This is a genomic window from Spongiibacter sp. (genome assembly GCF_984394615.1).
Genome location: NZ_CFHTQA010000003.1, coordinates 37,862 through 51,502, shown reverse-complemented (window position 1 = coordinate 51,502; position 13,641 = coordinate 37,862). Strand labels below are relative to the sequence as shown.

12 protein-coding genes and 1 riboswitch are annotated in these 13,641 nt (G+C 57.1%); of the genes, 6 read left to right on the top strand and 6 right to left on the bottom strand.

Translation table 11 applies throughout. The features are described 5' to 3' along the window. Positions 1-18: 18 nt before the first annotated feature. From AC5DB9_RS02060 to AC5DB9_RS02050, 3 genes are all read right to left on the bottom strand, one after another. Entirely contained in the window at positions 19-1,878 is a 1,860-nt protein-coding gene (locus tag AC5DB9_RS02060; RefSeq protein WP_273009550.1) for a TonB-dependent receptor domain-containing protein, read from the bottom strand. A 92-nt stretch (positions 1,879-1,970) separates the two neighbouring features. After that, a riboswitch (cobalamin riboswitch) is annotated at positions 1,971-2,124 on the bottom strand. A gap of 76 nt (positions 2,125-2,200) precedes the next feature. Continuing rightward, complete coding sequence (locus AC5DB9_RS02055; protein ID WP_272994474.1) at positions 2,201-3,388, bottom strand: hypothetical protein; 1,188 nt, start codon at positions 3,386-3,388, stop codon at positions 2,201-2,203. A gap of 96 nt (positions 3,389-3,484) precedes the next feature. Further along, complete coding sequence (locus AC5DB9_RS02050; RefSeq protein ID WP_273009552.1) at positions 3,485-4,393, bottom strand: 2-dehydropantoate 2-reductase; 909 nt, start codon at positions 4,391-4,393, stop codon at positions 3,485-3,487. A 106-nt stretch (positions 4,394-4,499) separates the two neighbouring features. Here AC5DB9_RS02050 and AC5DB9_RS02045 point away from each other — a divergent pair, with 106 nt between their 5' ends. Beyond that, complete coding sequence (locus tag AC5DB9_RS02045) at positions 4,500-4,982, top strand: YajQ family cyclic di-GMP-binding protein (RefSeq protein ID WP_022959536.1); 483 nt, start codon at positions 4,500-4,502, stop codon at positions 4,980-4,982. A gap of 42 nt (positions 4,983-5,024) precedes the next feature. Further along, on the top strand, positions 5,025-6,296 hold the full coding sequence (locus tag AC5DB9_RS02040; protein ID WP_272994472.1) for an AmpG family muropeptide MFS transporter: 1,272 nt from the start codon (positions 5,025-5,027) through the stop codon (positions 6,294-6,296). On the opposite strand, the gene AC5DB9_RS02035 is transcribed toward AC5DB9_RS02040, so the two are convergent. The 3 genes from AC5DB9_RS02035 to AC5DB9_RS02025 are packed head-to-tail and all read right to left on the bottom strand — an operon-like array spanning position 6,284 to position 8,217. Next, entirely contained in the window at positions 6,284-6,643 is a 360-nt protein-coding gene (locus AC5DB9_RS02035) for an MGMT family protein (protein WP_272994470.1), read from the bottom strand. The two genes, AC5DB9_RS02040 and AC5DB9_RS02035, sit on opposite strands and share 13 nt — an antisense overlap. After that, complete coding sequence (locus AC5DB9_RS02030; RefSeq protein ID WP_272994469.1) at positions 6,603-7,247, bottom strand: carbonic anhydrase; 645 nt, start codon at positions 7,245-7,247, stop codon at positions 6,603-6,605. The genes AC5DB9_RS02035 and AC5DB9_RS02030 overlap by 41 nt, the downstream gene beginning before the upstream one ends. A gap of 52 nt (positions 7,248-7,299) precedes the next feature. Next, positions 7,300-8,217, bottom strand: a complete 918-nt coding sequence (locus tag AC5DB9_RS02025) for a phospholipase A (protein WP_272994484.1) — start codon at positions 8,215-8,217, stop codon at positions 7,300-7,302. Between the two features lie 265 nt (positions 8,218-8,482). Here AC5DB9_RS02025 and AC5DB9_RS02020 point away from each other — a divergent pair, with 265 nt between their 5' ends. The 4 genes from AC5DB9_RS02020 (at position 8,483) to AC5DB9_RS02005 (ending at position 13,528) form a co-directional block, all read left to right on the top strand. Further along, entirely contained in the window at positions 8,483-8,941 is a 459-nt protein-coding gene (locus AC5DB9_RS02020) for an FxsA family protein (RefSeq protein ID WP_022959531.1), read from the top strand. A gap of 201 nt (positions 8,942-9,142) precedes the next feature. Beyond that, on the top strand, positions 9,143-9,433 hold the full coding sequence (locus AC5DB9_RS02015; RefSeq protein WP_022959530.1) for a co-chaperone GroES: 291 nt from the start codon (positions 9,143-9,145) through the stop codon (positions 9,431-9,433). 50 nt (positions 9,434-9,483) lie between these two features. Continuing rightward, the gene (gene groL, locus AC5DB9_RS02010; protein ID WP_272994483.1) at positions 9,484-11,130 is read left to right on the top strand and encodes a chaperonin GroEL; all 1,647 of its coding nucleotides are present in this window, start codon (positions 9,484-9,486) and stop codon (positions 11,128-11,130) included. Positions 11,131-11,332: 202 nt separating this feature from the next. Next, positions 11,333-13,528, top strand: a complete 2,196-nt coding sequence (locus AC5DB9_RS02005; protein ID WP_272994466.1) for a CocE/NonD family hydrolase — start codon at positions 11,333-11,335, stop codon at positions 13,526-13,528. The last annotated feature ends 113 nt before the right edge of the window (positions 13,529-13,641 follow it).

Genomic DNA, 13,641 nt, shown 5'->3' with positions numbered 1-13,641 from the left:
GTGGGCTCCTGTTGGTGCTCAGGGATTATAGGTGATACTCAGCAGCGCCTCGCGTCCGACAGACTGGTAGTCGCCAAGACTTCCGCCACGCGCACTGATGTACTCCTTGTCGAGAGCGTTCTTCACGGCAAACTTCAGGCTGACATCCTCGCGCAGGCGATAGGAAATGCCAGCATCCAGCAGGCCATAGCCACTCAGTTCATCGTTGTTGGCGGCATCTTCATAGCGGCTTCCCACCAGTCTCAGGCTGGCATTGACGCCCCAGCGATCCCATTCGCGATCAACATTGATGTTGGCCTGGCGGTCGGGGCGGCGGCGCAGCTCCTTGCCGAGGTCGCGATCTTCGGTATCCAGCAGCGTGATATTCGCATCGATATGCCACAGGGCAATCACGGTGGAAACACTGGCCTCTACACCCTTGATGCGCGCAGAATTAATCTGATCCGGGCCAAAAGTGATTGGATTGTACGCGATCAGTTTTTCGACATCATTGGTGAAATAGTTCAAGCTCCAGCGTCCCCATGATTGCTGGCCGCGAATCTCGACTTCACGGTTTTTTGAGTGCTCGGGCTCAAGGTCGGGGTTGCCGTAGCCTGGGTAGTAAAGGTCATTGAACGTCGGGGCGTTAAAACCTTCGCCATACGACAAGACCATTTTTATCGACTCAGTCAGGTCGATGCCTGCTGCCGCATTGCGGGTGTTGTGGCTACCGAACTGCTCATTGTTGTCGTGGCGCCAGCCCAGCACATAATCAATCAAGCCGTAGTCGGCCTGCCATTGCAGGTAACCCGCGCTGGCATCGCGTTCACCTTGATCATAATTCTGCGTGCTTTTCACTGTGTCGCTAAAGTATTCGCCGCCGAGGGTCAGGGTATAGGCTTTGCCCAGCGTGAAGTCGTTTTGAATACCGCCTTGCTTGCGGGTGGTTTTAAAAATGTCACCACGCGGAGCGGCAGGATCTACGTAGCGATACTCGGTTTCACTTTCATCCCCTGAGCGGCCTGCGCTGAGGGTGAGTTTCCAGTTATCGGTAAGCAGGAACTCGCCGCGCAGACTGCCGACGCTGACGGAGTTGTCACCATAGGGTGCGCACTCGACAGTATTCCAGGCGTTGTCATAGCAGTTCGCATCGTAGTCGTTTTCCGAATCACTCTGCTGATACATCGCATAGAGGTTTGCACGCTCGTTGATGCGATGAACCAGGCTGAAGTTTAGGGCTTGCTGTTCAAAGGCGTCGTCATCGCCATGGCGGCCCGCGGTGCTGGTGGTATTGTCGACACCATCGGTTTCGTCATGCAGCAGGCTCAAGCTGAACTGCGTATCGGCATTGCCGCCGTTCAGTGCCGCCAGTGCTTTCAGGGTGTTGTTCGACCCCGCGCTCAGCTGGACGAAGGGCTTCACGCCATCGGTATCATGAAACTTCTTGGTGATAATGTTGACCACGCCGCCAATGGCTTCGGAACCGTAAAGCACCGAGCGGGGGCCGCGCACAATTTCCACTCGCTCAATCAGCTCCGGGGGAAGGTTGGTCAATGCCGGGCTGCCGCTGGTAGCTGAGCTGACACGCACGCCGTCGACCAGCACTAGCGTGTGATTACTGTTGTTGCCGCGCAAGAACAGACTGGTGGCAGAGCCGCGACCACCATTGCGCAGCATGCTGACACTCGTTGCGCGGGATAGCAGTTCCTGCAGGTCTAGCGGTGCGATGCGTTCAATGTCAGCGCGCTCGAAGACACTGACCGGCGCCAATACTTCGGCCAGGCTTTGCTCAATCCGAGTGGCGGTGACAACCGTGGTTTCCATTTCCGGTGAACCGGCATGGGCGAGACTAATAAACAGCGGCAGGCAGCCGCCAATAGCGAGTTTTGCGAGTTTCATGATAAACCTCAAAGCTTGTGAACGTCAGCAATGAGGGAGGGATAGAGGTGATATACGAATATATGACCACTGATGAAGCCCTCCGCTACATCGGGTAAACAACTGATCAGGCCGGTTCCGGGCTCTCACCATGGGGTGATTACCGTTGCGGGGGCAGCGTCGGTCTTGTCGAGGTCGACTCACCGAACTTCCCGTTTAACCCTTGAGCGTGACACGCTTCAGGGCACCTGTTTCAGGCGGCGCAACTGTATGCCGGGCGACAAGGCTTGTCAAATTGCGATGGCCGACGCCTGTTGACCCAAGCCTTGTGGTTGAGGGAGTACTAGTTGAAATATAACCATAGCGGCTGGGCATCGCTGCCGAAACTGCCGAGGTACTGTCGCTCGACAAATTTGCCGTTGGTGTCGCGCAGAGGATCTGTTTCAAGCTCTGTATAAAGGGGGAAGGGCGTGTTGGCGTGCAGTGCTGCTTCGCCGAGATGGATGGCGGCTTCATACTGGCGGTGGCCACTGTGCATTGACGAGCTACCTTGGGCGTATTGATAGAGTCCCCAGTCGCTGATGGCGTATTTTTTCCAGCGCTCCTTGTCGCTGCTGGGTGGTTCGCCCTGCCAGTGAAAGCGAGTTTGTCGAATGCTGGTTATCCCGGGGCCACGGCCGATATGAATCCTCTCGTTGACCAGTGTGTCGAACAGGCCCATGTGGAGATACACGCGCAGTTGGTCATAGCCACTGGCCGTCCGTTCAGCGGGGGCGTCGCAGGCGACAAATAACCAGTCGCCGACAACCTTGGCATACAGTGTGGTTTGGCTGCCGTCATCGCTAGTCAGGCGAAGGGCGTCGCGCCATGCATCCGCTTCCAGAATGCCGTCGATGACGGGGGCGTCGGTACCGCGAGGGATTGAGAGGGTGATCGTGCCCTCCGGCGTCGTCCTTGTGGCAGCCTGTTGGCTTCGGGCCGTTTTAATTTTGCGCTCCAGCAGGCTGTCGTCATACTGGCGGCTTGCCGAGCTGCCTTTGCGCCGGATGTAATGGCGGTCGGCAATTTTGTCGAGATACAGCGATTCAAAGCGCTCGCCGTCAGCGAGCGTTGCGGAAAAACTGCCGGTATCGATCTTGCCCGACAGCTTCAAGCGTTTGGGCTTGGCATGTGCGGAGGTGGTCTCAAGCGCATTGGTAACGGCGGTGCTGTCTCGCTGCGACGATGGCGTGTCGCGAAGAAAAAAGTAGTAAATCACACCGGCGAAAATCACGGCATCGACCAACATAAACAAGGCGAATGCTTTGACATTGATGACCGACTTGCGGATGCCCTTCGGTTCAGGTGGTGCCGTGTGTTTAAACAGCCAGGGCTTTTGCTCGCGCAATTCATTGCTGATGCGATCAATGGCGGTCTTTGCCTCGGCCAGGTCACAGTGCGTGGCCTCGCGGTATTGTTTGATCGCCTCAATCTGTTGGCCCGCCGCAATGGCTTTTTCTATGTTATACGCTTGCAGAGCTGTCAGCGTCATGTCTGGGACTCGCATGGCGGCCCGCAGCATCGCAGGCAGGTTTGATTTGCTGTTCACCGTATTAAAACGGCGCTGCAGCGCGCATGGCAAGCGGATTTACGACAGTGCGCGAACCTGTTCCAGAAGCTGTTGGTTGGCGTCCAGTGTCAGGCCCACGTCTGACGCATAGCGGCAAAGGTAGCCGGTAATATAGTCAATTTCGCTGGGGCGCCCATTTTCAATATCCTGCAGCATGGACGAGCGATTCAGCGCGGTTCCTCTGACGACGGCGAGCACTTGCTCACGCAGCCCGTCGAAGCGCGCGGGCTGGCCCATGTATTCGCCCAGTTCGAGGATTTCGTCGATAACCTGGTGTAATTGCTGGAGTGCCAGCGGGTTGTCCAGTAGCTCGCCGTTACGACAGCGATAAAGCGCGGTAAGGGGGTTGATCGCGCAGTTGACCGCCAGCTTGCGCCAGAGTGCGGCGTCAATGTCTTCGGTCGCGCTGACATCTAGTGGCCCGACACTGAGGCTGTTGGCGAGCACATCGGCATTCGGCCCGCCGCCCAGCAAGGTCTGGCCGCGACCGGCGTGAACCACTTGGAAGGGGGCGGGGCGATAGGCGCCTTCGGTGGTCACTGCGTGGTAGCAATGCAGATCGGGTCGCCTTTCCAGCAATTCTTCGCGTACGCCAAGACCATTTTGCAATAGCACCACGGCTGCGCCTCTGCTGAGACGACGGTCGATTCGGCTCAGTGCTTTAAGACTGTCCGGGGCTTTGGTGGTCAGCAACAAGTGGTCGATGGGGGCGCCGTCTTCCTCGCAGGACTGTGCCGGCAACGGCAGCAGTTCGGCACTGCCGCCGAGGGTGGCGAGAATACCCCGCGCCCGCCGATAGTCTTCCAGCCGGGCGTTGTCGCGCAGCAATAAAGCGGCGCTGCGGCCTTGTTTGAAGGCATAAGAAGCCCACAGCGTGCCGATAGCACCTGCACCGAGAATAGACCAGTGAAGCTCGTGTGTATGCATGGGCGCAGCTTACGGGATAGGCCTGCGCTGCGGCAATGTCCGATGCTGTTGACTTGCGTCGGTGCTTGCTACACTTGGCCCGCCAGAATTCTTAAGGAACGCCCCGATGCCCTCATTTGATATTGTTTCTGAAGTGGATTTGCACACGTTTACCAATGCTTTGGATCAGTCTAACCGTGTGATCGAAACGCGCTTTGACTTCAAGGGCGTCGATGCCAAGTTCGAACGAGATGGCCTCAATGCCGTCATCTACGCAGATGCCGAGTTTCAGCTGACTCAGATGGAAGACATGCTGCGCAGCAATCTGATCAAGAACAAAATCGATCCCAAGGCCATGGAGCTCGACAAGGTGGAAACCTCTGGCAAGCAGGTGAAGCAGCGCATCACCATGAAAACCGGGCTGGAAGGTGATCTGGCGAGAAAAATCGTCAAGCTGATTAAAGACACCAAGATCAAAGTACAAACGCAGATTCAGGGCGATCAAGTGCGGGTGACCGGCAAAAAGCGTGATGACCTTCAGCAGGTCATGGCTATGCTCCGTGAGGCGGATCTTGAACAGCCACTACAGTTTAATAACTTCCGTGATTAAGGCCTTACTGTTGTCTTTGTTCCTTTACACGGAGGTCGTCGGATGAGCGATGCCGACACGCCCCTGGCAGAACAGCCCTGGCATAAAGCGATTTTCACCCGGCAGATGTTTATCTGTGTATTGACGGGAATCGCCTCGGGGCTACCACTCTATTTCCTTATTCAGTTGGTGCCTGCCTGGCTGCGCAGTGAGGGCGTCGGGCTGACGGAAATCGGTCTGTTTGCTCTGGTGGGCTTTCCCTACAACTGGAAGTTTATCTGGGCGCCGTTAATGGACCGCTACGTGCCGCCTTTTCTGGGGCGTCGCCGTGGCTGGATGCTGATTACTCAAATCGCACTGATGCTGTCGATGGCGGCACTGGGATTTATTGATCCCAAAGTGTCAGTGGGCTTGGTGGCCTATGTGGCGGCGGGCGTGGCGTTTTTCAGCGCCAGTCAGGATGTGGTGCTGGATGCCTATCGTCGCGAATTGCTGAAAGATGAAGAACTCGGTCTGGGCAACGCCATACACGTGCAGGCCTACCGACTGGCTGGCTTGGTGCCCGGTTCGCTGGGCGTCATCATGGGCGATTACCTGCCTTGGAGCACCGTGTTTATGGTGATGGCCGGCTTTATGGCAATTGGGGTTGCCATGACGCTGTGGGTCAGCGAGGCCTCTGATGCCAGTGTTGCGCCGCTCACTTTACGGGCGGCCGTCGTTGAGCCGTTCCGGGAGTTTGTATTGCGTCGCGGCTTGGGCAGTGCCCTGTTGCTGCTGTCGTTCCTGTTTCTGTACAAACTCGGCGACAACATGGCCACGGCGCTGTCATCGCCATTCTATCTGGATATTGGTTTCAGCCTTACCGAGATTGGCACCATCGCCAAAACCGCCTCACTGACGGCGGCAATCATTGGCGGTCTGGTTGGCGGTGTCATCATGATTCGCCTGGGCATTAACCGGGCACTGTGGGTGTTTGGCTTTGTCCAAGTCGCCAGTATTTTGGGCTTTGCTGCATTGGCGGAAATCGGCCCCAACCGGCTGGCGCTGACGCTGGTGATTGTTTTTGAATACCTCGGCGTTGGCTTGGGCACCGCGGCCTTTACCGCCTTTATTGCCCGGGCAACAACGCCGGCCTATGCCGCCACGCAGTTCGCCCTGTTTACCGCACTTGCCGCATTGCCGCGCACCTTTGCCAACGCCACCACCGGCTGGATTGTCGAGGCGATTGGCTGGACCAATTTCTACCTCTTCTGCACCGCGTTGGCGGTTCCGGGCATGTTGATGTTGTTTAAAGTGGCGCCGTGGTCTGAGCCCAGCGATGCTCAGTCTTCGTGAAGGGGCCAGTGACGCTGCCGCCAGTAGAGTTTGCCGGTGGTATCGGCGCTGCCTTCTTCTAACAGGCGCTGAAGTTGCCGCTGGTATTGATCGCTACCCACTGGGAAACTGATTCGGCCCTGCGCATTGACGACCCGGTGCCAAGGCAGAGCCGTGTCCTCGGGTAACTGTGACAGCTGCCTGCCCACCCAGCGTGCCCGACCGGGCAGCCCGGCTTGCCGGGCGAGTTCGCCATAGCTGCACAGCCTGCCATGAGGAATGCGGCTGAGCGCCAGTCTCAGTTGCTGGCGCGCCCGGTCACTGAGGTCACTCGTCGAGATTGCGGATGCGCTCCCAGTAATCTTCATAGAAGAAGTCCACCTTGCCGGTTTCGAGGGAGTACTCGGCACCTACAACCATCAACTTGCCTTCGCTGATCAGGCTTTCAAGGGTCGATGAGCCGCTGGAAAGGTGTTCAACAGAGCTGCGGACATTCGCGCGTACTGCTTGCTCCACCAGCTTGTTATGGTCGTGTTTCAACTCCGTGGCCAGCAGGCTCTCTACCGCCGGGCGAACACGTTTAACGATCGAATGAAGGTTGGACGTCGGGATTTTTGAGTTGCCGGTCAGGGCATTGACGGTGGCGTTGATTGCGCCGCATTTTGAGTGGCCCAGCACCACGACCAGTGGCGTGCCGAAGCTCAGCGCGGCAAACTCAACGCTGCCGATGCCAGACGGTGCAACGATATTTCCTGCCACGCGGATAACAAATAAGTCGCCCAGGCCCTGATCGAATACCAGTTCGGCGGGAACGCGTGCATCGGAACAACCCAAAATAATCGCGAAAGGGCTCTGTTCGGCCACCAGCTCAGGGCGGTTGACCATGCAGGTATCTTCATTGGCGCTGAGTTTTTCAACGAAACGCGCATTGCCCTCTTTGAGCCGCGCTAAAGCTTGCTGTGCAGTGATCATGTCTTACCTTCAGTGTTTTGATGATTGTTGTAAGTGTTCTGCGCGGACCGGCTTAGAGCCAGTCACTGATCAATACGCCGATGCCGACGCTTTGCAGCGAATTATTATATTCGATCAGGCTCTCGCCGTAGCCATTAAAATACTTCACATAGGCTTTGATTTTTGAACTGATCGGGAAGCTCCAGCCCAGTTCTATTGCGCCTCGACTGTCGCTGCGCAGATTGTTACGGACCATAATACTCAGGGTGCGGTCGTGCCACTGATAGAAGCCCATCCACTCGAAATGACCCATATAGTGCTCGATGTCCGGGTTGTCATCGTCCTCGCGGTCTTCGGGAATGCGATACCACGGCCGAAACGACATGGCGAAGCGGTCCTTTTCGAACAGGAAGTTCAGCATGACACGGTTCCAGCTGCGCGATAGCGGCTCGCTGCGACCGTTTGACTGGTGGTTGAAAATCAGCTGATTGCCGACATTGCGAAAGCCCAGCCACTCCCAGTCATTGGTATAACTCAGAATCAGTTCAGGCTCGTGATTGGTCTCTCTGAACGGTGCGGAATATTCTTTGTTGTAGGCCTGCCAGAAGGAGCGGCCAGTGTAGGCTCCGCTCAGCGTGCCGTCGCCGAGAATGCCCCGGGCGATATGAACTTTCACACTGAGTTGGAATTCTACCTCGGTATTGTCGACGCCCTCTTTATCCACGCCGAGACTGTCACTGAAGTCGCTGGTGTCGTCGCGCCATGAGATCGGCAGCAGATAGTTGATGCGGTGAGGGGTGAGAACAAAGGGGTTCTCACTGGCGACATCTTCAAGCGCTTTGCGCTCGTTGATGACGCCACTTTGATTGCTGCGCAGCTCCTGCTCTGCGCTTTCTACCGGATCAATCTGTTGGCGGCAGCGTTCGCGCAGGTCACCGATAGAGGTGTCGTTGGCGGCATCCTGGCTCAACAAGGCCAGACACTGTCGCATGGACACGATTTGCTCCTGCGTTTCCTGTACTTTGTCCTGAGCCAGGGCTGGCGCGCACAGCAGGCCGCCGAGCAGGAGTGAGCATATAATTTGGGCGTGCAGTTGGCGCATGGCTTGTCGCTAGTCGTTGAGTCTGAAGAGCTGACATAATAGGGTGACAAGCGGCGATGCACTAGGGGTGAAGTCTCCGAATGTGGCTGTATTGCCGGGATGAGATTTTGGCGCCATCAGGGCACCTTTGCAGGAATAACGGGTCTGCGTAAGCATGAGAATACTGTTTGTTGTTTTTATTTTGGCGCCGATTCTGGAAATGTGGCTGCTGATTGAAGTGGGCAGTGCCATCGGCGCGCTGCCGACCATCGCCTGCGTGGTGTTAACGGCCATGGCGGGCGCCGCACTGCTCCGCCAGCAAGGCGTATCGACGCTGCTCCGCGCGCGTCAGCGCATGGATCACGGTGAAGTGCCTGCCCGGGAAATGTTGGAAGGGATGTTGCTGGCCATCGGTGGTGTACTGCTGTTGACGCCCGGTTTTATCACTGACGCATTGGGTCTGGTTTTCCTGCTGAGACCGTTGCGCGGGGCGCTGATTGATGCGCTGCTGCGTCGCGGTCTGGTGCAAGTAAACACCGCCGGTTTCGGCAGCTACGGAGCGGGTCGCAGCGCCCAGCGTGAAGATTCTGCGTCAAATGTCACTATTGAAGGCGAATACCGCAAAGAAGAGTAAAAAAAATCGCCCCCCGCTCTTGAAAAGTATTTTATAGCCCCCAACTCCCTGAACAGCCCGCGGGCACTGGCCTCGCGGGAACTCTGATGAGTCCCGATCTGCGTGAGAGGGAAGTCGTCGTGCGGCGTAAGCCGTGTTGCGGCACCGGAAGACCGGTGAAATAACAACATGTATTCATTGATTTAATGGAGATCGAGCAAGATGAAAATTCGTCCCCTATACGACCGCGTAGTGGTTCGTCGTAGCGAAGAGGAGCAGACCAGCGCCGGTGGTATCGTGTTGCCCGGTTCTGCGAAAGAGAAGCCGAACCAGGGTGAAGTGCTGGCTGTGGGCGAAGGCAAACTGCTGGAAAACGGTGAGCTGCGTCCCGTCGGTGTCAACGTCGGCGATCGCGTGATCTTCGGTCAGTACTCCGGCAATACCGTGAAGGTAGATGGCGAAGAGCTGATCATTCTTGGTGAGTCTGAGATTTTCGGCATCATTGAAGCCTAATTCTCAAAACCATAATTGAATCAACGAATTAGTGAATTAAAGGTAAGACGATCATGGCTAAAGACGTAGTATTTGGCAACGAAGCTCGCCAGCGCATGGTGGCTGGTGTTAACACCCTGGCAAATGCCGTTAAAGTAACGTTGGGTCCCAAAGGCCGCAATGTGGTTCTGGATAAGTCTTTCGGTGCGCCGACCGTGACCAAAGACGGTGTATCTGTGGCGAAAGAAATCGAGCTGGAAGACAAGCTGGAGAACATGGGCGCCCAGATGGTGAAGGAAGTGGCTTCCAAAGCCTCTGACGACGCGGGTGACGGCACCACTACCGCAACTGTTCTGGCACAAGCCATCGTTAACGAGGGTTTGAAAGCCGTTGCTGCTGGCATGAACCCGATGGACCTGAAGCGCGGTATCGACAAAGCGATTGCTGCCGCCGTAGAGCAGGTCAAAGCCCTGTCTATCCCCTGTGCCGACAGCAAAGCGATTGCTCAGGTCGGTACTATTTCTGCCAATAGCGATAGCCATGTTGGTGAGATCATCGCGGAAGCGATGGAAAAAGTGGGTAAAGAAGGCGTTATCACCGTTGAAGAAGGCCAAGGCCTGGAAAACGCGCTGGAAGTGGTTGAAGGCATGCAGTTCGATCGCGGCTACCTGTCGCCTTACTTCATCAACAACTCTGAAAACATGAGTGTTGAGCACGACAGCCCCTTTATCCTGTTGGTCGACAAGAAAATCTCCAACATCCGCGAGCTGCTGCCGCTGCTGGAGCAAGTGGCCAAGTCCAGCCGTCCGCTGGTTATTATCGCTGAGGATGTTGAAGGCGAAGCGCTGGCGACACTGGTGGTTAACACGATGCGCGGCATCGTGAAAGTGGCTGCCTGTAAAGCGCCTGGTTTCGGCGATCGCCGCAAAGCCATGCTGCAGGACATTGCGGTCCTGACCGGCGGTACGGTTATTTCTGAAGAAGTGGGCCTGGATCTGGAGCAAGCGACTCTGGAGCACCTGGGTACTGCCAAGCGCGTCACCATGGATAAAGAAAACACGGTGATTGTTGACGGTGCGGGCGACAGCGCGGCCATTCAGGCGCGTGTTGGTGAAATCCGCACGCAGATCGAAAACACCAGCTCTGACTACGACCGTGAAAAACTGCAAGAGCGCGTAGCCAAGCTGGCTGGCGGTGTTGCTGTGATCAAGGTTGGCGCGGCCACCGAAATTGAAATGAAAGAGAAGAAAGCCCGCGTTGAAGACGCGCTCCACGCTACTCGTGCTGCGGTTGAAGAAGGTGTGGTACCTGGCGGTGGTGTTGCGCTGGTTCGCGCTATCTCTCAGCTGGGTGAAGTGGCTGGCGACAACCAAGACCAGCAGGCCGGTATCAAAGCGGCACTGCGCGCGATGGAAGCGCCTCTGCGTCAGATCGTCACTAACGCTGGCGACGAAGCCTCTGTCGTGCTGGACAAAGTTCGCAGTGGCGAAGGCAACTTCGGCTACAACGCTGGTAACGGCACCTACGGTGACATGATGGAAATGGGGATCCTCGATCCCGCCAAAGTGACCCGTACTGCTCTGCAGGCTGCTGGCTCTGTTGCCGGCCTGATCATCACCACCGAGTGCATGATCGCCGACGCACCGAAAGAAGATGCCCCGGCAATGCCTGATATGGGCGGCATGGGTGGTATGGGCGGCATGGGCGGCATGATGTAAGCCTCCACGCTCTACCGAAAAGCCCCGCAATGCGGGGCTTTTTTTTGCCCGCGAGAAAGGTTCAAGACGCTCGTGAGAGGCAGGAGGTCGGAAATGGCGGCTTGTCGAAAATCCGTTTTAATGTTGTAGTAGTAAACATATTAAATAAATGTGACATAGCGATGGCTTCGGCGATCGCCAATAACAATAAACGGTGGTTCCCATGTCTATCCAACTGCGTCTTGGCATGCTGTGCGTGCTTTTAGCTCTGCTGCAGGCCTGCGGTGGCTCAAGCTCATCCTCCAGTGGTGGTTCGACACCCGAAGCCATAGATACCGACAGTGACGGTATTCTTGATGCGGATGATAACTGCCCGGCGGTGGCGAACCCGAATCAGCAGGATGCCGACGATGACGGCGCGGGCGATGCCTGCGACGCGGACGACGCCCGAGACAGTGATGAAGATGGCATTGTAAACAGCAATGACCTCTGCGCGGCGACGCCTGCGGGGGCGTCGGTCGATGATCGCGGCTGTGCCGATACGCAAGTCAATGCCAGTTGCGGCGACAGCTTCGCCACGCAGTCGGCGGGTCGCCACTATCCGGTAACGCTGCAATCGGCCAGTGGTGAAACCATCAGTTTTGAAGTGTTTGAGCCCGCCACCTTGCGTTGCGGTGCCCGCTCGCTGGGGGCGCACCCTCTGGTATTGCAGGGGCACGGTTTTGGGGGAAGTCGAGTCAGCGATCCGACGTCGGGAGACTACGCGTCTACCGGTATTGAGACGCTGGTAAATGCCGACTATGCGGTAATCAGTATCGACTTGCGCGGCTTTGGTCAGAGCAGCGGCACCGTGCGGGTGATGGACCCGGATTTTGAGGGGCTGGATCTCGTACAGATTGTCGACTGGGCAGAGCAAAATCTGGATTACCTGGCCTGGCGTGACAACGCCAGTGGGGACTACGCCGGTCGGCCTGACAGTGCCGAGAGCACAGCAGGCGGCGTGAACCTGTTGTTGGGCTCCATTGGCTCCAGTTATGGCGGTGGTTATCAGATGCTGCTGCATGCCGTGGACGAAAAGCAGCGACTGGACGCAATGGTGCCTGACATCACCTGGCATCACCTGCCCTACAGCCTCAACCCCGGCGATGCCATCAAGGCGACCTGGAGCCTGCTGCTCGTTGCCGGTGGCGAAGCGGGCAGCTACGGCCCCGGACTGGAGGGGCAGGATTCGCCCTTTTCTCGTGGCCTCGACCCCTATGTAAAAGAAACGCTGCTGCGGGGAATCACGCTGAATGAATTCCCCCGCGACGCGATTGACTGGTTTGCCTACCACAGCCCGAGTTACTGGTGCGGGCTGAACCGTCAGCCCACTATGCCCTACAGCGTTGCGGAAAGTGAGTTGAATAATAATCTGACCGGACAGATTGAAGTGGCGCCGCCCGGCAGCAATACCTACACCGGCCAGCCGGGTGTCGATGTGCTGATTACGCAGGGTATCCGCGACACGCTGTTTAATTTTAATGATGCCTGGTGGAACTACCAGTGCCTGAGTCAGCGCGCCGAGAGCAACGGCGCCGAGGTGCGATTGCTGACCCACGAGAGCGGTCACATTATCTCTGGATTCATTGGTGAGACGCCGGAGCCGCTTTACTTCCAAGCGCCCGGCGGTAATTTTGCCTGTGGCAGTCTGTCCCAGCGCGATGCGCAGTTTGCCTGGCTGCAGGAAAAGCTGCGTGGCGTCGATTCGGCGGGTTTGTTGGGCGAGGGCCTCTGCCTGTCGCTGGCCGATGACGACGCTGTCTACATCGACGACGGGGATTTTAAAGCGCGGCGGGCAAACGGTGTGCAGCCCGCATTCTACGGCGTTGCGGACGTCGCGGTGGACAATGTCCCCAACGGCGTGGAGGCGCAGGTAGCGCATCTTCTGGGCCAGGCGACGCAGATTGTGCCGCTGTTGACGGTGGACGATGAGCAAGGCGTGATTCTGGCAGGAATTCCCCAGTTGGATATCACCTTGAGTACGCCCCAGATGCTTAACGATGAAATATGTACCATGGGGACGATTACCACGCTGCGCCTTGGCTGCGACGCCATTATGTTAGTGGGGCTTGCTGTACAGCGCGATGGCGGCGACTGGGCGCTGATTGACGATCAGATGATGCCGGTACGCGGGCTGGGTGAGCATGTCGATATCGATATGGTGGGGATTGCCGAGCGCCTGTTACCCGGCGATACCTTGGGCTTTTGGGTCAGCGGCTATCACCCGCAGTACATCGAGTCCTTCTCGCGGGATGTGACAATTCCGCTGGTTAATGTCTCGGCCGACCTTCGCCTGCCGCTGTATGCGGTAGACGGTGCGGGCCAGCCTGATCCGCAGATGGCATTGACCACCGCGGTCAGTGAACTCAGCGAAAACTGAGGTCGGGCGACATGGCATGTCGCCCCGTTCAGGCCGTATACTTCGTCCTTCAGAGCCCGCACCGCGGGCTTTTACCGTTAAGGGCGGAGTGAAATACATTGGAGTTGTCATCT

Excerpts from the sequence above, each read along its gene's own strand:
- AC5DB9_RS02060 (WP_273009550.1), bottom strand. The coding sequence starts at position 1,878 with ATGAAACTCGCAAAACTCGCTATTGGCGGCTGCCTGCCGCTGTTTATT.
- AC5DB9_RS02055 (WP_272994474.1), bottom strand. The coding sequence starts at position 3,388 with ATGACGCTGACAGCTCTGCAAGCGTATAACATAGAAAAAGCCATTGCG.
- AC5DB9_RS02050 (WP_273009552.1), bottom strand. The coding sequence starts at position 4,393 with ATGCATACACACGAGCTTCACTGGTCTATTCTCGGTGCAGGTGCTATC.
- AC5DB9_RS02045 (WP_022959536.1), top strand. The coding sequence starts at position 4,500 with ATGCCCTCATTTGATATTGTTTCTGAAGTGGATTTGCACACGTTTACC.
- AC5DB9_RS02040 (WP_272994472.1), top strand. The coding sequence starts at position 5,025 with ATGAGCGATGCCGACACGCCCCTGGCAGAACAGCCCTGGCATAAAGCG.
- AC5DB9_RS02035 (WP_272994470.1), bottom strand. The coding sequence starts at position 6,643 with ATGAAGATTACTGGGAGCGCATCCGCAATCTCGACGAGTGACCTCAGT.
- AC5DB9_RS02030 (WP_272994469.1), bottom strand. The coding sequence starts at position 7,247 with ATGATCACTGCACAGCAAGCTTTAGCGCGGCTCAAAGAGGGCAATGCG.
- AC5DB9_RS02025 (WP_272994484.1), bottom strand. The coding sequence starts at position 8,217 with ATGCGACAGTGTCTGGCCTTGTTGAGCCAGGATGCCGCCAACGACACC.
- AC5DB9_RS02020 (WP_022959531.1), top strand. The coding sequence starts at position 8,483 with ATGAGAATACTGTTTGTTGTTTTTATTTTGGCGCCGATTCTGGAAATG.
- AC5DB9_RS02015 (WP_022959530.1), top strand. The coding sequence starts at position 9,143 with ATGAAAATTCGTCCCCTATACGACCGCGTAGTGGTTCGTCGTAGCGAA.
- AC5DB9_RS02005 (WP_272994466.1), top strand. The coding sequence starts at position 11,333 with ATGTCTATCCAACTGCGTCTTGGCATGCTGTGCGTGCTTTTAGCTCTG.